The following is a 15,923-nucleotide window of genomic DNA, read 5'->3' on the forward strand; positions in this document are numbered from 1 at the left end:
CGCCCGGCCGGCGACGGGCGGCGTCAGAGGCGCGATCTCCACCGGCGTCTACGGCTGGCCGATGGACGACGGCGCCCGCGTCGCGCTGTCGACCGTGCGGGGGACGCCCACGAGCGTCGTCGAGGTCAGGTTCGTGCTGTTCGACGCGGCGGCCTACGCCGTCTTCGAACGGGCGCTCGGCGAGGCGCCGCCCGGGTGACCGCTGCCGCTCAGGGCAAGGGGGAGAGGTGGCTGACCATGTAGATCTCGTCGCGGTCGTCGCCGGGGGCGACCCGGATGGCCCTGGGAATGCGGCCGACCTCGGTGTATCCCAGTCCCATGTAGAAGCGCTCGGTCCCGGTGCCGCCGCGCACGGTCAGGTGCAGCGCCTCGACGCCCATGGCGCGGGAGGCGTCGGCGGCGGCGCGCATCAGCTGGGAGCCGTAGCCCCTGCCCTGGTGCTTGGGATGGACCATCACGCGCAGCACCCAGCGCCAGTGGGCCCGCAGCCACGACCCGGCGTCGCCCAGGATCAGCCAGCAGGCCGCCCGGCCCTCGGCGTCGAAACCGACCAGCAGGTGATCGAGGTCGCCGCAGCGGGCGAAGGCGGCGTCGGCCGTCTCCCGGATGTCGGCGGCGGTCACCGGGGGGACGAAGCCGACGGATCCGCCCGCGTTGCTCACGTCGGTCCAGCAGCCGACGAGCTCGTCGATCAGTTCGGGGGTGAGCTCGGGGTCAGTGACAAAACGCAGTTCGGGCATGGAAACGACCTTAACCGGACCGGCCGACAGGTCCGGGGGCGACGGCCGCCCAGGGGAGCGTGACCTCGCCCAGCCGCCAGCGCGACCGGCCGCCGAGCGGGGGGTGCGCCGCCACCGGCCAGGTCCCGGAGAGCGTCCGCACGGCGGCCATCCAGCGCTGGCGGGAGCCGTAGGCGGCGAGCGGGGCGTTGACCGCCCAGGCGTGGTCGAAGTCGCGCAGGAAGGCGTGCACGGGCTCGCCGGGGACGTTGCGGTGGATCAGCGTCTTGGGCAGGCGATCGGCGAGGTCGGAGGGGCGGTCGAAGGCGTCGAACCGGGCGGAGAAGGTCAGCGTCCGCGGGCCGGAGGCGTCGAGCCCGGCCCAGACCGCGCGGTGGCCCACCTCCGAGCAGGTGCCCTCGACGATCACCCCGTCCCGGGCGATCCTCCCCCGGAGCATCGCCCAGTAGTCCCACGCTTCGGCCTCGCCGTACTGCCTGAGCACGTTGAACGCCCGGACCAGCAGGGGCGGCCGGCCGACCGGCAGCTCGAAACCGCCGAGCGCGAAGGACAGCCCCGGCCGTTCGTACGGCTTCGCCGCCGCCACCCTGGCCGGGTCGATCTCGATGCCGACGACCTCGACCGAAGGGCAGACCCGCCGCAGCCGCAGGAACAGCTCCAGCGTCGTGGTGTGCGAGGCCCCGTAGCCGAGGTCGACCACCAGCGGCCGGTCCGCCGAGCGCAGCAGGCGGCCGTGGACGGCGGCGATCCACCGGTCGGCCCGCCGGAGCCGGTTGCGGCCCGTCGTCCCCCTGGTGATCTCCCCGATCGGTCTCCGCACGGTCAGACGCGGTGGATCTTGTACTGGGCGGCCTGGGCGCGGGGACGGATGACCAGGCGGTCGATGTTCACGTGGGCGGGGCGGGTGACGCACCACGAGACGGCGTCGGCCACGTCGTCGGCGGAGAGCGGGCCGGGGACGCCCTGGTAGACGCGGTCGGCGGCGGTGGAGTCGCCGCGGAAGCGGTTGAGGGCGAACTCCTCGGTGTGGACCATGCCGGGGGCGATCTCGACGATCCGGACCGGCTCGCCGCACAGCTCCAGCCGGAGCACCTCGGCCATCGAGCTCTGGGCGTGCTTGGCCGCGTTGTAGCCGCCGCCGCCCTCATAGGAGACCAGCCCGGCGACCGAGGTCAGCATCACCAGCACGCCGTCGCCGGACTCGACGAGACGGGGCAGCAGCGCCTGGGTGACGCGGAGCGAGCCGAGCACGTTGACGTCGTACATCTTCTGCCAGTCGGCCACGTCCCCGCTCGCCACCGGCTCCAGCCCGACCGCGCCGCCGGCGTTGTTGACCAGCACGTCGCAGCGGTCCAGGGAGGCGGCGAGCGCGTCGACCGACTCCTGGGAGGTCACGTCCAGCGTCACCGCGCGGATCCCGGGCACCTCGGCGGCCAGCTTGTCCAGCCGGTCCCGGCGCCGCGCCGCGGCCACCACGTCGAAGCCCTCCGCGGCGAGGCGGCGTGCCGTCGCCTCGCCGATCCCGCTGCTGGCACCCGTCACCACTGCTGTCCTGTTCATGGCCCTCAATCCTGCCAGGACCGCCCGCCACCGATCCCAGCGCGTCCATCCGAAGGGAATGTTGCGAACTATTGGTTGGTTATATCCCTTTCGGAGGTGGTGTCGGTGAGGCGACGGCGGGTCAACCGGGTCGCGACGATCAGCATGCACACGTCCCCCCTGGATCAGCCGGGCACGGGAGACGCGGGCGGCATGAACGTCTACATCGTGGAAGCGGCCAGGCGCCTGGCCCAGCTCGGGGTGGAGGTCGAGATCTTCACCCGGCAGACGTCCCGCGACCTGCCACCGGTCGCCGAGATCACACCGGGGGTCTCGGTCCGTCACGTCACCGCCGGGCCGTACGAGGAGCTCGACAAGGGCGACCTGCCCGGCCAGCTCTGCGGTTTCCTGTCCGGCGTGCTGCGCACCGAGGCCATGTACGAACCCGGCCGCTACGACGTGATCCACTCCCACTACTGGCTCTCCGGCCAGGTGGGCTGGCTGGCCAAGGAGCGCTGGGGCGTGCCGCTGGTGCACACCATGCACACCATGGCCAAGGTGAAGAACCTCCTGCTCGCCGAGGACGACAGGCCCGAGCCGACCGCCCGCGTGCTGGGCGAGGAGCAGGTCGTCCAGGTGGCCGACCGGCTGGTGGCCAACACCCCGACCGAGGCCCAGGAGCTCATCGACCTGTACGGCGCCGCCCCCGGCCGCGTCGAGGTCGTCAACCCCGGGGTGAACCTCAGCGTCTTCCAGCCCGCGTCCAGGGGCGCGGCCCGTCACCGGCTCGGCCTGCCGCAGAACGCCCACGTGCTGCTGTTCGTGGGCCGCGTGCAGCCGCTCAAGGCCCCCGACGTGCTGCTGCGCGCCGCGGCCCGGATGCTCATCGACGACCCCTCGCTCCGGTCGAGACTCGTCGTCGTCTGCGTCGGCGGTCCCAGCGGCAACGGCCTGGCCCGGCCCTCCTACCTCACCGACGTGGCCGTCTCGCTGGGCATCTCGGACGTGGTCAGGATCGTCCCCCCGGCGCCCCAGCACGAGCTGGCCGACTGGTACCGCGCGGCCGACGTGACGGTGGTCCCCTCGCACAACGAGTCGTTCGGCCTGGTCGCCCTGGAGTCCCAGGCCTGCGGCACGCCCGTCGCCGCGGCGTCCGTGGGCGGGCTGCGCACCGCGGTGGCCGACGGCGTCTCCGGCGTGCTCGTCGAGGGGCACGACCCGCAGGACTGGGCGCGGGTGCTCAGCCGGTTCGTGAACCGGTCGGCCTGGCGGGACGCGCTCTCGGAGGGGGCGGTGGCCCAGGCCGCGGCCTTCGGCTGGTCGGCCACCGCCGCCCGGCTCGCGGAGGTCTACGCCGGGGCGATGGCGAACCTGCACCACGTCCCGATCGCGGTCAGCTCGTAGGCTGAGCGTATGCGTGAAGTGATCGAGGCCGCGCTCAAGGGCGCGGAAGTCTCCTACGAGGAGCCCCGGCCGGGGGCCTTTCTGGCGAAGCTCCCCGGCCAGCACAAGCTCGCGACCATGACGTGGCTGATCGTGGGGGACCGGGTCCTGCACGTGGAGGCGTTCTTCTGCCGTCAGCCCGACGAGAACCACGCCGAGTTCTACCGCTGGCTGCTGACCAAGAACGGTTCCACCTACGGCGTGCACTTCGCCCTCGACCCGGTCGGCGACGTCTACCTCATCGGCAGGGTCCCGCTGGCGGCGGTCTCCGAGGAGGAGATCGACCGGCTCCTCGGCTGCGTGCTCACCTACTCCGACGAGGGCTTCGACCGGGCGCTGGAGCTGGGCTTCGCCTCCTCGATCCGGCGGGAGTGGGAGTGGCGCGCCAAGCGGGGCGAGTCGCTGGCCAACCTCCAGGCGTTCGCCCGGTTCGCCGACCCCGAACGCTGAACGGACCGCCCACTAAGCTTGTCCGCATGGCGACTTTGGTGCTGCTACGGCATGGTGAGAGCGAGTGGAACGCTAAGGGTCTGTTCACCGGATGGGTGGACGCGGGGCTCTCGGCCAAGGGCGAGGAGGAGGCGCGGCGCGGCGGGCAACTGCTGATCGACGCGGGGGTGCGGCCCGACGTGGTCCACACCTCGGTGCTGACCCGGGCCATCCAGACCGCCAACCTCGCGCTCGGCACCGCCGACCTGCTCTGGCTGCCGGTCACCCGCTCCTGGCGGCTCAACGAGCGCCACTACGGCGCGCTGCAGGGCAAGGACAAGGCGCAGACGCGCGCCGAGTTCGGTGACGAGCAGTTCATGCTCTGGCGCCGTTCCTACGACACCCCGCCGCCCCCGATCGCCGACGACGACGAGTTCTCGCAGATCGGCGACCAGCGCTACGCGGCGCTGCCGGACGAGCTGCTGCCGAGGACCGAGTGCCTCAAGGACGTCGTCGAGCGCATGCTGCCGTACTGGTACGACCAGATCGTGCCGGACCTGTCGGCGGGCAGGACCGTCCTGGTCGTCGCGCACGGCAACTCCCTGCGCGCGCTGGTCAAGCACCTGGACGGGATCGGCGACGACGAGATCGCCGGGCTCAACATCCCCACCGGCATCCCGCTCCGCTACGAGCTCGACGCCGACTTCCGGCCGGTCACCAAGGGCGGCCTGTATCTCGACCCCGAGGCCGCCAAGGCGGCGATCGAGGCCGTCGCCAACCAGGGCAAGTAGGTCCCGGACCCGGCGGACGGACGCCGGGGCCGGCACCGAGCACGGGAAGGCTCGGGTCGGAACGGGCCACAGCGAGAAGGAAGGGCCCGCCGATCGGCGGGCCCTTCCTCGTCCGCTCTCCCTCCCACCGTTCCCGGATCACCGTGATCGAGGGGACCGGCGCGGGTCCGTGGGCCTACCGGAGGTCGGCGTCCTGCGTGCGGGAGCCGGTGACCAGGTAGACCACGTCCTGGGCGACCCGGACCGCGTGGTCGGCGTAGCGCTCGTAGTAGCGGCCGATCAGCGTCACGTCGATGGCCGGCTCGACGCCGTACCTCCAGTCGTCGGCCATCAGGATCTTGAACAGCCTGCGGTGCAGCCTGTCCATCGCGTCGTCGTCCGCCTCCAGCTCCAGGGCCGACTCCACGTCGCGCGAGGCGATGCAGCTGCCCGTCTTGGTGATCAGGCGCTCGGCGATCTGGCCCATCTCCAGGATGGTGGAGCGGATCTCCGGCGGGATCGCCGACTCCGGGTGGCGCAGCCGGGCGACTTTGGCCACGTGCTCGGCCAGGTCGCCCATCCGCTCCAGGTCGGTGCCCATCCGCAGGGCCACGACGATCGTGCGGAGGTCCACGGCCACCGGCTGCTGCCTGGCCATCAGGTCGAAGATCGACGCCTCGATCTCCGCGAAGATCCGGTCGACCTCCTCGTCATGGGAGATGACGCTCTCCGCGAGCTGGAGATCGGAGTCGAGCAGGGCGGTGGTGGCCCTGGAGATCGCCGACCGCACGAGGCGGGTCATCTCGACCAGCCGGTCGGTGAGGGCATCGAGTTCTTCGTGATAGGCGTCGCGCATGGCCCTCAACGTACGCGCGCGACAGTGAACGAACCCCGACCGTAAAGTGAACTTTGCGGGAAAGGCGATGGTCGTGCCCTCATGAGCTGCCTGAACGGCGAAACTCACGCCTACCATCAAGGGCGTGAACCCGACAGGAGGACCACGTGAGTGAGCTGATGGCGAGCCTGGCCGCGCTGGCCGGTTTCGTCGTGGGAGCGCTGGCCGTGATGGTCGTCCGCCAGAACATGGCACAGCGACGGATGATGACGCCGGTGGACGACGTCGAGCCCGGCGCCCTGCCCCATGGGGTCGCCTCGGTGCTGGCCGTACTGCCGTCCTCGGCGGTCGTGCTCGACAAGGAGGACCGGGTGCTGCGGGCCAGTTCGGCCGCGCGGGCGTTCGGTCTGGTCCGGGGGGACCACCTGATGGCGGCCGAACTGCTCGCGCTGGCCAGGCAGGTGCGCAGGGACGGCGAGATCCGTGAGAGCGAGATCGAGGTGGCCGGGCACAAGTTCGGTCAGGAGTCGACCAACTTCGCGGTCAGGGTCGCCCCGCTGGGATCGTACGGTCAGGTGCTGGTGCTCGCCGAGGACCAGACCGAGCACCGGCGCGTCGAGGCGGTGCGCCGCGACTTCGTCGCCAACGTGAGCCACGAGCTCAAGACGCCGGTGGGCGCCCTGTCGCTGCTGGCGGAGACCATCCAGGACGCCGCCGACGATCCCGAGGCGGTCACCCGCTTCGCCGGACGCATGCAACACGAGGCCGCCCGCCTCACCTACCTGGTCCAGGACCTCATCACCCTCTCCAGGATCCAGGGGGCCGAGCCCATCCCCACCCCCGGCCCCGTCCCGATCGACGAGGCCGTGCACGAGGCCATCGACCGCTGCAACACCACGGCGGCGGCCAAGGACATCACCCTCGTCGCCGGCGGCGCCGAGGGGCTGCAGATCTGGGGCGACGACGAGCTCCTCGTCACCGCGCTGCGCAACCTCATCGACAACGCGGTCGCCTACAGCCCCGAGCACACCCGGGTCGTGGTCAGCGCGCGTGCGGCGGGCGCCCACATCGAATCCGTCGAGATCAGCGTGAGCGACCAGGGGATCGGCATCCCCGAGAGCGCGCAGGAGCGGATCTTCGAGCGCTTCTTCCGCGTCGACGCCGCCCGCTCGCGCGCGACCGGTGGCACGGGCCTCGGCCTGGCCATCGTCAAACACGTCGCCGCCGCCCACAACGGCGCGGTGACGGTGTGGAGCAAGGAAGGCTCAGGCTCCACCTTCACTCTCCGCCTGCCCGCCTTCGGCGGCATGGCGGTGGCCGTACCCGGTAGCACCACCATCCCCCAGGAGGCCGCGCAGTGACTCGCGTGCTTGTTGTCGAGGACGAGGAGTCGTTCTCCGACGCTCTGTCGTACATGCTGCGCAAGGAGGGTTTCGAGGTCGCGGTCGCGGCCACCGGCCCCGAGGCGTTGGACACCTTCGACCGTAACGGCGCCGATCTGGTGCTGCTCGACCTGATGTTGCCCGGCCTGCCCGGCACCGAGGTCTGCCGCTCCCTCCGCCAGCGCTCCAACGTCCCAGTGATCATGCTCACCGCCAAGGACAGCGAGATCGACAAGGTCGTCGGGCTGGAGCTCGGCGCGGACGACTACGTGACCAAGCCCTTCTCCTCGAGAGAGCTGGTGGCCCGTATCCGCGCGGTGCTGCGCCGCCAGGGAGACGTGGAGGAGCTGGAGCAGGCCGTGCTGGCCGCCGGCCCGGTCCGGATGGACGTGGACCGGCACATCGTCGCGGTCCGCGGCCAGCAGGTGCAGCTCCCGCTGAAGGAGTTCGAGCTGCTGGAGGTCCTGCTCCGCAACGCCGGCCGGGTCCTCACCCGAGGCCAGCTCATCGACCGCGTCTGGGGCGCCGACTACGTGGGCGACACCAAGACCCTGGACGTGCACGTCAAGCGGCTGCGCGCCAAGGTCGAGTCCGACCCCTCCAACCCGCGTTGCATCCTCACCGTCCGCGGGCTGGGCTACAAGTTCGACCCCGCGGAGGACTGATCCGCCCCGCGACGGACTGATCCGCCCGCGACGGACTGGGAGGCGTCCGGCGGTCCCGCCGTGCCCCGCCCCGCGCGGCGGAGCGCACGCGCGGCACGCGAAAAGGGGGTGTACGGCCCGCGGGCCGTGCACCCCCTCCGGCGTCCGTCAGTGGTCGCCCTCGGCGTGCTCCGCCGTCGCGGAGGGCGTGGGCGTCGGCGTGGGAGCCGCGGTGGCGCCCGGAGCCTGCGGTAGCTGGGTGAACTCACGGCTGCGGGTGATGACCGGAATCGTGAGGGGGACGATGCCCGCGTTGGCGAACTGCAGTTGCACCGAGATGCTCTCGCCGCCGGAGAGGGGCTTCTTGAGCCCCTCGATCAGGACCGTGGGCGTGGGCTTGCCGACGCTCACCAGTTGCTGGACGGGGAGGTCGACCGGCGCGGTGACCTTCGCGGTGCCCAGGGCCGGGTCGACGCCGACGCCGAGGAGCCGGTCGGGCCCCTGCCCGGTGTTCACCATGGACAGGTAGAGCGGCGTGGCCCCTCCCGACGGGAGCGTCGCGCCGGAGTCCGGGCCCAGGAAGAAGGCCTGGGAGATGTCGATCCCCCGGACCTTGGCGGTGGTCGCCTCGGTCGGGGAGTAGGGCTGGCTGGTAATCGCGTCGAATCCGGCACCACAGCCGGTCAGGACCGGGGCGGCTGCGAGGAACGCGGCGGCGGCGATCGCCCAGTGACGGCTGTTGCGGGTCACGGTGCGAGTTCTCCTTGTCACACAGGATGCAGGGCGGAGACCAACCCTATCCGTGAGCTTTGCCGGGTTTTCCGGCACCCCACCTGATCGTCGGGAGACGGGGAGTGCAGGTCATAGACGTTTTTCTCACCCTTGATTCATAGAGTCGAGCCCTTGTCAAGCCTTAATATGCCGCTTTGACCTGCAGTTATGGTGATTTCACTGTTCCGGGAGGCTGTGGATACGTGGTACTCTTGAGTACAGCGGAAGGGGTACTTGTCACATGACTTTCCAGGTCGGCGACACTGTCGTCTACCCCCACCACGGGGCTGCTCGGATCGAGGCAATCACGACCCGAACCATCAAGGGTGAGGAAAGGACCTACCTGGTTCTCAAGGTCGACAAGGGCGACCTTACCGTCCAGGTGCCGGCTGACAACGCAGAACTCGTGGGTGTTCGCGATGTCGTCGGTCAAGAGGGCCTTGAGCGCGTTTTCGACGTGCTTCGCATGCCTCACACCGAAGAGCCCACGAACTGGTCCCGCCGCTACAAGGCCAACCTCGAGAAGCTGGCGTCCGGTGACGTCAACAAGGTGGCCGAGGTCGTTCGCGACCTGTGGCGACGAGACAAGGAGCGCGGACTCTCCGCAGGAGAGAAGCGGATGCTGGCCAAGGCCCGGCAGATCCTGGTCAGCGAGCTCGCGCTCGCCGAGAAGACCAACGAGGACAAGGCCGAGGCCCTGCTCGACGAGGTTCTCAACTCCTGAACACGACATTTCCACGGGTGGGCGTCGGAGTCGACGTCCACCCGTTCGCATCCGGGCGCGAGTTGCATCTCGCGGGTCTGCACTGGCCGGGTGAGACCGGCCTCGACGGGCACTCCGACGGCGACGCCGCCGCCCACGCCGCCTGTGACGCGCTGCTGTCCGCGGCGGGTCTCGGCGACCTCGGCGGCCTGTTCGGCACGTCCGATCCCCGCTGGGCAGGGGCCTCCGGCGTCTCCCTGCTGGAGGAGGCCGCCAGGAAGGTGCGCGCCGCCGGCTTCGAGATCGGCAACGTGGCCGTCCAGGTGATCGGCAACCGGCCGAAGCTGGCGCCGCGCCGTACCGAGGCCGAGAAGGCGCTCAGCGCGGCCGTGGGCGCGCCCGTGAGCATCAGCGCCACCACGACCGACGGCCTGGGGCTCACCGGGCGTGGCGAGGGCGTGGCGGCCGTGGCGACCGCGATCGTGGTGAACCTGCCGCCGGTCTCAGGCGTCTCTTAATACGGAACGCGAAAGCGTTCCGGCGGGCGGCGCGGAATGCCCGCCGATACATTCGAGGCGGTGGCCCGTTTCCTGGCGCGGTACGGGCCACCCCTTTTTTCGAATGATCTATGAATGACCTGGGTAGCTCCCTATTGACCATGTCTCGTCACCGGGGGGAGCAGGGCATGATTGGATCGATTGTCTCCGCGATCGTCATCGGAGCCATCATCGGGGCACTGGCACGGCTCATCATTCCCGGACGCCAGAATCTCTCGATAGGGCTGACGCTCATCGTCGGTATCGTCGCCGCTCTCATCGGCACGCTCATCGCGGCTCTGCTCGGCATCGCGAACACGCGGGGAATCGACTGGTGGGAGCACATCATCCAGCTCGCGCTCGCCGTCATCGGGGTGCTGCTGGTCGTTCAGATGCGCGCCGGGAAGGCGCGCTGAACCGAAATTTTGTCATTGCCAGGAATATCCCTGACGTAGGGGGTATCCACCTCCCTGTGAGAGTGAAGGGCTCACCTCACTTCATTGGGAGGTAGACATGACTATCGAGTCCATCCTCGGGGCCATCGTGATCGGCGCCGTCATCGGCGCCATCGGTCGTCTCCTGCTTCCCGGTAGGCAGGCGATCGGATGGATCCTGACCATCGTGGTCGGCATCGTCGCCGCTCTCATCGGTACCGCGATCGCCCAGGTTCTCGGCGTCGCGACCACCAACGGCATCGACTGGATCGAGCTCGTCATGCAGGTCGTCCTGGCTGTCATCGGTGTCGGCCTGGTCGCCGGCCTGAAGCGGTCCAGGGTCTAGACAGCGGGGTGCGCCATCCCGACGGCCTCACCGAGGCTCAACCGGACACCCTCCGGCCCGGAGACGGACGCGGTGACGCACACGACGTCCCCGCCCTCCAGGAAGACCCGTTCGGTTCCGTCAGGCATACCGAGCGGGTCCCGGCCGTTCCAGGCCGGTTCGAGAAACGTGCCGAACCGGCCTCCGGCCGATCCTGACACGGGCCCGGAGGTGAGCAGATCGCCGGTCCGCAGCGGGGCGCCGCTCACCGATGTGTGAGCGAATAGCTGCGGGCCGGTCCAACACCGGGCGGAGAACGGCGGCCGGGACCCGGCCCGGCCGTTCGGCGCCCAGTGGGTACGGCGGGGCGGACGGGACGCCGGCCACGTAGCCGATCCCGGCGGACACGTCCGGCCGGGGACACGGCCCGCAGGCAGGGCCGGCTCCTCTCGCGGCAGGGGGCGAGTCTTATTCTTCCGGCGGCGTGGGCGTGCTGCGCATACGCCCGGAGGGCGGGGCCGTGGCCTTCTCATCCTTTTCGCCCGACTCGTTCCCAGCCTCCTCCGCCCGAGGCCCGGAGGTCGCCTCCGCGGGGTTCTCCTCGTGCGTCCCGTGGCGGGCCTCCTCCGCGGGGTTCTCCCGGTGGGGCTCGTCCCGGGCCGCTTCCACGGCGCTCTCCCCGTGCGGTCCGGAGGCCGCCTCCGCGGCGCTCTCCTCGCGGTCGGCCACCTCGGCTCCGTGCGCCGGGTCCGGGGACGGCCCCCCGGACATCGCCCGGATCGGCTGGGTGTCGGCGTCGCGGTCGCCGACCTCGGTCTCCCGCTCCCGCAGGGGCTCCGCGTCCGCGTCCCAGGTCTCCACCCGTTCGCTGACCCGGCTCTCGGGTCCGGGCTCGGGCTCCCGTACGGCGGCGCGGGGCGGGTGGACGAGCAGGTCTCCCTGGCGGGGCCGGACCAGGTCACCCCAGCGCACGGGCTTCTCCGGACCGGGGACCGGTTCGAGGAAGGGCTCGGGAGCCGGCCCGGGGACGGCGGGGGGTTCCGGAAGTCTCCCGATCTCGGGCGTCTCCGGGGCCGGGGTGGGGCCGACCACCGGAACGCCGGCCGGGAGGTCGTGGTGCGGGGCGGACTCCAGCGGAGGGGCGGCCTGCGGATCGAGCGCGACCTCGGCCACGGGATGCTGGACGGGGTGAACGGGGTGGCCAGGTCCGGCCGGCCGGACCGGGTATTCCGCGGTCGGCAGGTCGGCGGCCGGGAACGGCACGATGTCGCGGCCGTGGCCCCTCGGTCTCGCGTCGGCGGCGGCCCGCCGGGCGGCGGCGTGCTTGATCAGCAGGAGCCAGAGCCACAGGGCGAGGAGCAGCATCACCCAGGGGGCGACGGCCACCACGACGGCCGCCTGCCGCGTGTTCACCGTGGCCCGCGTGGCCGTGGTCACCTCGGCGGCGGCCGCGGCGGCGAACAGCAGCGTCAGGACCACCCCCGCCTGCAGGCGGACCGGCCACCACCCGCCCCGCAGCAGCAGCACGCCGATCATCGCGATGGCGAGCAGCGCGTCGAAGGCGGCCGGATAGAGATAGGCGAGCCTCTGGTCGGCCTCGCCGACGATGGCGAGGACACGCAGGTCGTCGAAGGAGAGCACACACGCGGCGGCGGCGAGCGCGGCCACGCCGACTCCGGTGACGGCGATCCCTGCGCGGCGCAGGGCGACGGCGGCCCGGCTCGGCTCGGCGGACGGGGGCACGGTTGCGGAGGGGCGGGAGATCGAGTCTGCCGCCGCGGGGGATTTGACGTCCATGGCGCTTCGAGCCTACAGATCGAAGCGCTCCCCATGGCTGAAGCCAGGGGTCCGCGCCCGCCATCTCCGATCGCACCTGACATGATCGATGGAGTGAAGCGGGACCGAGGAGAGCCATGAGAGAACTGACCGCGGACGTGCGCACGCTGTTCGACGGGGTGAACTTCGCCACCGTGACGAGCCTGAACGCCGACGGCAGCCCGCAGGCCAGCGTGGTCTGGGCGAAGACCGACGGGGACGACATCGTCTTCTCCACGGTCAGAGGGCGGCGCAAGAACCTCAACTTCGCGCGTGACCCGCGGACGGCCATCGTGGTGGTCGACCACGTCAACCCCTATCGTTACGCGGAGGTGCGGGGGAAGGTCACGGTGAGCGAGGACCCGACGGGGGCGCTCATCGACGAGCTGTCGCACAAATACACGGGTAAGTCCTGGGTGGAGGCGCACGCCGGGGCAGAGCGGCTGATCGTGCGCGTCATCCCCGAGCGGGTCTACCTGCGCGGATGATTTCCCGCGGACCCTCATGACCGTCTGATCGATCAACGGGTACGGGCGGCATTCGCCGTTAATGACTACAAAAGACACCCCTGGGCAACTTCAACGTCTCGTAACCCGGCTTGTGAGGTGAGGTAAGGCGTTAGCCTTTCCTTCGTGAGCCTGCACCTATACGACACCAGCGTACGTACGGTCCGTGAATTCGTTCCGGTCGAACCCGGCCGGGCGTCGATCTACCTGTGTGGTGCCACCGTGCAGGCTCCCCCGCATATCGGACATATCCGCTCCGGCGTCAACTTCGACGTGCTGCGCCGCTGGATGGTCCGTTCGGGTTACGAGGTGACCTTCTGCCGGAACGTCACCGACATCGACGACAAGATCATCCGAGTCGCGGCGGACGAGGGCGTGCCGTGGTTCGTCATCGCCGAGCGTAACCAGCGCGCCTTCACCTGGGCCTACGAGGTGCTCGGCTGCCTGCCGCCGACCGTCGAGCCGAGGGCCACCGGCCACGTGCCCGAGATGATCGAGCTGATGGAGCGGCTGATCGCCGCCGGCCACGCCTACGCCTCCAGGGGTGACGTCTACTTCGACGTCATGTCCTACGCCGATCGGTACGGCTCGCTGTCCAACCAGAGGCTTGAGAACATGCGGGCCGCCGGTGACACCGACACCGACTCGTGCAAGCGGGACCCGCGTGACTTCGCGCTGTGGAAGGGCGAGAAGCCGGGCGAGCCGACGTGGCCGACCCCGTGGGGCCGTGGCCGCCCCGGCTGGCACCTGGAGTGCTCCGCCATGGCGACGAAGTACCTCGGGCCGACCTTCGACATCCACGGCGGCGGTGTCGACCTGATCTTCCCGCACCACGAGAACGAGCTGACCCAGTCGCAGGCCGCCGGTGACGGCTTCGCGCGCTACTGGATGCACAACGGCATGCTCAAGATCGGCGCGGAGAAGATGAGCAAGTCGCTCGGCAACTCCCTGCTGATCCCCGAGGTGACCAAGAAGGTCCGTCCGGTTGAGCTCCGTTACTACCTCGCGGCCCCGCACTACCGCTCGTCGATCGACTACTCCGAGGAGGCACTGGCCGAGGCCGCCTCGGCCTACCAGCGCATCGAGGGCTTCGTCACCCGGGCGGCCGAGGTCATCCACGACGTGGACGCGCACGCGCCGCTGCCCCAGGCGTTCGCCGACGCGCTCGACGACGACCTGGGCACCCCGCAGGCGCTCGCCGTGGTCCATGAGGTGGTCCGTGAGGGCAACGTCGCACTGGCACAGGGCAACAAGGAGCAGGTCGCCAGATTGCTGGCCGAGACGCAGAACATGCTCGACGTGCTCGGACTGGACCCCCGCTCGGAGCAGTGGCGCTCCTCAGGCGGTGACGTGGGCCTGCGCTCGACCGTGGACGCGCTGGTCAGCGTGGCTCTGGAGCAGCGCCAGGCGGCCCGGGGCCGCAAGGACTTCGCGGCGGCCGACAGCATCCGCGACCAACTCGCCGGAGCCGGGATCCTCGTGGAGGACACCCCCCAAGGTCCTCGTTGGGAGCTGTCGCGGTAAAAGCAGGCCGTACCCTAGACAGCATGGCTGGTGGGGGTAAGGGGTCCGGGCGACCCGCGAAGAAGAAGAGTCCGACCAAGGGCACGGGCGGCAACGTCCGCCGTGGCCTGGAAGGCAAGGGGGCGACCCCGCCGGCGCACATGCGGCACTGGCACAAGGACAAGGCGCGCACCGAGCGGATCGAGCGCGAGGACAGGACCGGCAGGCCCTCCTCCCCGCGCACCCCGATCCGCGGCAGGCGGAGCGAGGACGCCCCGGAATACATCGGCGGCCGCAACCCCGTCCTTGAGGCGCTGCGGGCCGGTGTGCCGGCGAGCACGCTCTACATCGCCCTGCGCATCGACAACGACGACCGGGTCAAGGAGTCGGTCCGGATCGCCGCCGACCGTGGCATCGCGATGCTGGAGGTCGGCAAGGAGAAGCTGGACCGCCTCACCGAGGGGGCGATCCACCAGGGCATGGCCCTGCAGATCCCGCCGTACGAATACGCCCACCCCGAGGATCTGATCGGCCTCGCCCGGGACGCCGCCGAGGTGCCGCTGATCGTGGCCCTCGACAGCGTCACCGACCCGCGCAACCTCGGTGCCATCGCCCGTTCGGCCACCGCCTTCGGCGCCCACGGGCTGGTCATCCCCTCCCGTCGCTCGGCCGGAGTGACGGGAGGCGCCTGGAAGACCTCCGCCGGCACGCTGGCCCACCTGACGGTCGCCCGCGCGGCCAACCTGACCGCGACCCTGCGCGAATACCGTGAGGCCGGCCTGTTCGTGATCGGCCTGGACGGCGAGAGCACGGTCGACATCGGCGACGCCAACCTCCTCGACGGCCCGCTGGTCGTCGTCGTGGGCTCGGAGGGCAAGGGCCTGTCCCGCCTGGTCCGCGAATCCTGCGACCTGGTCGTCCGCATCCCCATGAACGCCGCGGCCGAGTCCCTGAACGCGGGCGTCGCCGCTGGCGTCGCCCTCTACGAGGTAGCTCGCCACCGTCGCCGCTGAGGCCCGCTCTGTGGATCCTCGCCGCGATCGAGGATCCACAGAATCCGCCCCGATCTTTCCGACTCGTCCCCTCGGCTCGGTGACGTCCGGGGCGTAAGCCGACTACAATCGGCAGGCGACCATGCCGACGTAGCTCAATCGGCAGAGCAACAGTCTTGTAAACTGTAGGTCAGGGGTTCGATTCCCCTCGTCGGCTCGCAGTGCAAAGGCCCAGGCCAGGGAGATGATCCCTTGACCTGGGCCTTCGTCGTTCCTGGGCCTTCCACCGGCTGCGTGCCACCAGCGTTTTCGATCTTCGTTTCCCGTGCCGCTCTGAGCGCGCTTCCGAGTGTCTGAGCGATGGTTCTGTCGCGGTCCTGGCTCGCGTGCCGGTAGATCAGGGCCACTCGCGTGGAGGAGTGCCCCCGTGCGGGACATCAACTCCTTGAGGCTCGCCCCGGTGGAGGCCGCCAGGGTGTTGCCGACGTGGCGAAGATCGTGGAAGTGGAGATCGGGAAGTCCGACGGCCGAGCGGGTCCTGTTCCACGTCCGGCGG

At 70.5% G+C, this 15,923-nt stretch carries 20 protein-coding genes and 1 tRNA gene; 14 read left to right on the forward strand and 7 right to left on the reverse strand.

The genetic code is table 11. The annotated features are described in order from the left end of the window. The first annotated feature begins 61 nt into the window (after nucleotides 1-61). The gene (locus BM085_RS27780; protein WP_218158846.1) at nucleotides 62-199 is read left to right on the forward strand and encodes a macro domain-containing protein; all 138 of its coding nucleotides are present in this window, start codon (nucleotides 62-64) and stop codon (nucleotides 197-199) included. Between the two features lie 10 nt (nucleotides 200-209). On the opposite strand, the gene BM085_RS27785 is transcribed toward BM085_RS27780, so the two are convergent. The 3 genes from BM085_RS27785 to BM085_RS27795 are packed head-to-tail and all read right to left on the reverse strand — an operon-like array spanning nucleotide 210 to nucleotide 2,300. Beyond that, complete coding sequence (locus BM085_RS27785) at nucleotides 210-740, reverse strand: GNAT family N-acetyltransferase (RefSeq protein ID WP_093889839.1); 531 nt, start codon at nucleotides 738-740, stop codon at nucleotides 210-212. Between the two features lie 10 nt (nucleotides 741-750). Continuing rightward, entirely contained in the window at nucleotides 751-1,560 is an 810-nt protein-coding gene (locus tag BM085_RS27790; protein WP_093889840.1) for an SAM-dependent methyltransferase, read from the reverse strand. A 2-nt stretch (nucleotides 1,561-1,562) separates the two neighbouring features. Further along, nucleotides 1,563-2,300, reverse strand: coding sequence for an SDR family oxidoreductase (locus tag BM085_RS27795; RefSeq protein WP_093889841.1), 738 nt, complete (start codon nucleotides 2,298-2,300; stop codon nucleotides 1,563-1,565). Between the two features lie 99 nt (nucleotides 2,301-2,399). Between BM085_RS27795 and mshA the strand changes: the two genes are divergently transcribed. From mshA to BM085_RS27810, 3 genes are read left to right on the forward strand one after another with little or no spacing between them, the layout of a single operon-like run. Beyond that, nucleotides 2,400-3,683: a D-inositol-3-phosphate glycosyltransferase gene (gene mshA, locus BM085_RS27800; RefSeq protein ID WP_177245306.1), complete on the forward strand. Its 1,284-nt coding sequence runs from the start codon at nucleotides 2,400-2,402 to the stop codon at nucleotides 3,681-3,683. 9 nt (nucleotides 3,684-3,692) lie between these two features. Continuing rightward, nucleotides 3,693-4,172: a type III secretion system chaperone family protein gene (locus tag BM085_RS27805; protein WP_093889843.1), complete on the forward strand. Its 480-nt coding sequence runs from the start codon at nucleotides 3,693-3,695 to the stop codon at nucleotides 4,170-4,172. A gap of 26 nt (nucleotides 4,173-4,198) precedes the next feature. Further along, nucleotides 4,199-4,942 carry a phosphoglyceromutase gene (locus tag BM085_RS27810; protein WP_093889844.1) on the forward strand — a complete coding sequence of 248 codons (744 nt, stop codon included), beginning with the start codon at nucleotides 4,199-4,201 and terminating at the stop codon, nucleotides 4,940-4,942. 175 nt (nucleotides 4,943-5,117) lie between these two features. Here the strand turns inward: BM085_RS27810 and phoU are convergent, their stop codons facing one another. Then, on the reverse strand, nucleotides 5,118-5,777 hold the full coding sequence (phoU, locus tag BM085_RS27815; RefSeq protein WP_031171493.1) for a phosphate signaling complex protein PhoU: 660 nt from the start codon (nucleotides 5,775-5,777) through the stop codon (nucleotides 5,118-5,120). A 158-nt stretch (nucleotides 5,778-5,935) separates the two neighbouring features. On the opposite strand from phoU, the gene BM085_RS27820 reads away from it, so the two are divergent. Continuing rightward, nucleotides 5,936-7,117 (forward strand): sensor histidine kinase, encoded by a 1,182-nt coding sequence (locus tag BM085_RS27820; RefSeq protein WP_093889891.1) that lies wholly within the window; start codon nucleotides 5,936-5,938, stop codon nucleotides 7,115-7,117. Then, nucleotides 7,114-7,803: a response regulator transcription factor gene (locus BM085_RS27825; RefSeq protein WP_093889845.1), complete on the forward strand. Its 690-nt coding sequence runs from the start codon at nucleotides 7,114-7,116 to the stop codon at nucleotides 7,801-7,803. Before BM085_RS27820 ends, BM085_RS27825 begins: the two co-directional genes overlap by 4 nt. A gap of 147 nt (nucleotides 7,804-7,950) precedes the next feature. Here BM085_RS27825 and BM085_RS27830 read toward each other — a convergent pair whose 3' ends face one another. After that, nucleotides 7,951-8,532 carry a copper chaperone PCu(A)C domain-containing protein gene (locus BM085_RS27830; RefSeq protein WP_093889846.1) on the reverse strand — a complete coding sequence of 194 codons (582 nt, stop codon included), beginning with the start codon at nucleotides 8,530-8,532 and terminating at the stop codon, nucleotides 7,951-7,953. Between the two features lie 262 nt (nucleotides 8,533-8,794). Between BM085_RS27830 and BM085_RS27835 the strand changes: the two genes are divergently transcribed. From BM085_RS27835 to BM085_RS27850, 4 genes are all read left to right on the forward strand, one after another. Beyond that, a complete protein-coding gene (locus tag BM085_RS27835) occupies nucleotides 8,795-9,277 on the forward strand; it encodes a CarD family transcriptional regulator (protein ID WP_012887713.1) in 483 nt (160 codons plus the stop codon). Nucleotides 9,278-9,294: 17 nt separating this feature from the next. Continuing rightward, nucleotides 9,295-9,774 (forward strand): 2-C-methyl-D-erythritol 2,4-cyclodiphosphate synthase, encoded by a 480-nt coding sequence (gene ispF / locus BM085_RS27840; RefSeq protein ID WP_086575889.1) that lies wholly within the window; start codon nucleotides 9,295-9,297, stop codon nucleotides 9,772-9,774. A gap of 167 nt (nucleotides 9,775-9,941) precedes the next feature. After that, nucleotides 9,942-10,208 carry a GlsB/YeaQ/YmgE family stress response membrane protein gene (locus BM085_RS27845; RefSeq protein WP_093889847.1) on the forward strand — a complete coding sequence of 89 codons (267 nt, stop codon included), beginning with the start codon at nucleotides 9,942-9,944 and terminating at the stop codon, nucleotides 10,206-10,208. Between the two features lie 97 nt (nucleotides 10,209-10,305). Next, entirely contained in the window at nucleotides 10,306-10,572 is a 267-nt protein-coding gene (locus tag BM085_RS27850; protein ID WP_093889848.1) for a GlsB/YeaQ/YmgE family stress response membrane protein, read from the forward strand. Here BM085_RS27850 and BM085_RS46955 read toward each other — a convergent pair. Further along, nucleotides 10,569-10,700, reverse strand: a complete 132-nt coding sequence (locus BM085_RS46955) for a hypothetical protein (protein ID WP_281249874.1) — start codon at nucleotides 10,698-10,700, stop codon at nucleotides 10,569-10,571. The genes BM085_RS27850 and BM085_RS46955 overlap by 4 nt on opposite strands. A gap of 319 nt (nucleotides 10,701-11,019) precedes the next feature. After that, entirely contained in the window at nucleotides 11,020-12,348 is a 1,329-nt protein-coding gene (locus BM085_RS27860; RefSeq protein ID WP_093889850.1) for a DUF2637 domain-containing protein, read from the reverse strand. 116 nt (nucleotides 12,349-12,464) lie between these two features. Between BM085_RS27860 and BM085_RS27865 the strand changes: the two genes are divergently transcribed. From BM085_RS27865 to BM085_RS27880, 4 genes are all read left to right on the forward strand, one after another. Further along, complete coding sequence (locus BM085_RS27865) at nucleotides 12,465-12,854, forward strand: PPOX class F420-dependent oxidoreductase (protein WP_093889851.1); 390 nt, start codon at nucleotides 12,465-12,467, stop codon at nucleotides 12,852-12,854. 144 nt (nucleotides 12,855-12,998) lie between these two features. After that, nucleotides 12,999-14,396: a cysteine--tRNA ligase gene (gene cysS / locus BM085_RS27870; RefSeq protein ID WP_093889852.1), complete on the forward strand. Its 1,398-nt coding sequence runs from the start codon at nucleotides 12,999-13,001 to the stop codon at nucleotides 14,394-14,396. 23 nt (nucleotides 14,397-14,419) lie between these two features. Further along, nucleotides 14,420-15,388 carry a 23S rRNA (guanosine(2251)-2'-O)-methyltransferase RlmB gene (gene rlmB, locus BM085_RS27875; protein WP_093889853.1) on the forward strand — a complete coding sequence of 323 codons (969 nt, stop codon included), beginning with the start codon at nucleotides 14,420-14,422 and terminating at the stop codon, nucleotides 15,386-15,388. Between the two features lie 123 nt (nucleotides 15,389-15,511). Next, nucleotides 15,512-15,584 (forward strand) — tRNA-Thr (locus tag BM085_RS27880). The last annotated feature ends 339 nt before the right edge of the window (nucleotides 15,585-15,923 follow it).

Source organism: Streptosporangium canum, assembly GCF_900113865.1.
In the GTDB taxonomy this organism is placed as follows: Bacteria; Actinomycetota; Actinomycetes; order Streptosporangiales; family Streptosporangiaceae; genus Streptosporangium; species Streptosporangium canum.

Excerpts from the sequence above, each read along its gene's own strand:
- BM085_RS27780 (WP_218158846.1), top strand. The coding sequence starts at position 62 with ATGGACGACGGCGCCCGCGTCGCGCTGTCGACCGTGCGGGGGACGCCC.
- BM085_RS27785 (WP_093889839.1), bottom strand. The coding sequence starts at position 740 with ATGCCCGAACTGCGTTTTGTCACTGACCCCGAGCTCACCCCCGAACTG.
- BM085_RS27795 (WP_093889841.1), bottom strand. The coding sequence starts at position 2,300 with ATGAACAGGACAGCAGTGGTGACGGGTGCCAGCAGCGGGATCGGCGAG.
- BM085_RS27805 (WP_093889843.1), top strand. The coding sequence starts at position 3,693 with ATGCGTGAAGTGATCGAGGCCGCGCTCAAGGGCGCGGAAGTCTCCTAC.
- BM085_RS27810 (WP_093889844.1), top strand. The coding sequence starts at position 4,199 with ATGGCGACTTTGGTGCTGCTACGGCATGGTGAGAGCGAGTGGAACGCT.
- phoU (WP_031171493.1), bottom strand. The coding sequence starts at position 5,777 with ATGCGCGACGCCTATCACGAAGAACTCGATGCCCTCACCGACCGGCTG.
- BM085_RS27820 (WP_093889891.1), top strand. The coding sequence starts at position 5,936 with ATGGCGAGCCTGGCCGCGCTGGCCGGTTTCGTCGTGGGAGCGCTGGCC.
- BM085_RS27835 (WP_012887713.1), top strand. The coding sequence starts at position 8,795 with ATGACTTTCCAGGTCGGCGACACTGTCGTCTACCCCCACCACGGGGCT.
- BM085_RS27845 (WP_093889847.1), top strand. The coding sequence starts at position 9,942 with ATGATTGGATCGATTGTCTCCGCGATCGTCATCGGAGCCATCATCGGG.
- BM085_RS27850 (WP_093889848.1), top strand. The coding sequence starts at position 10,306 with ATGACTATCGAGTCCATCCTCGGGGCCATCGTGATCGGCGCCGTCATC.
- BM085_RS46955 (WP_281249874.1), bottom strand. The coding sequence starts at position 10,700 with ATGCCTGACGGAACCGAACGGGTCTTCCTGGAGGGCGGGGACGTCGTG.
- BM085_RS27860 (WP_093889850.1), bottom strand. The coding sequence starts at position 12,348 with ATGGACGTCAAATCCCCCGCGGCGGCAGACTCGATCTCCCGCCCCTCC.
- BM085_RS27865 (WP_093889851.1), top strand. The coding sequence starts at position 12,465 with ATGAGAGAACTGACCGCGGACGTGCGCACGCTGTTCGACGGGGTGAAC.
- rlmB (WP_093889853.1), top strand. The coding sequence starts at position 14,420 with ATGGCTGGTGGGGGTAAGGGGTCCGGGCGACCCGCGAAGAAGAAGAGT.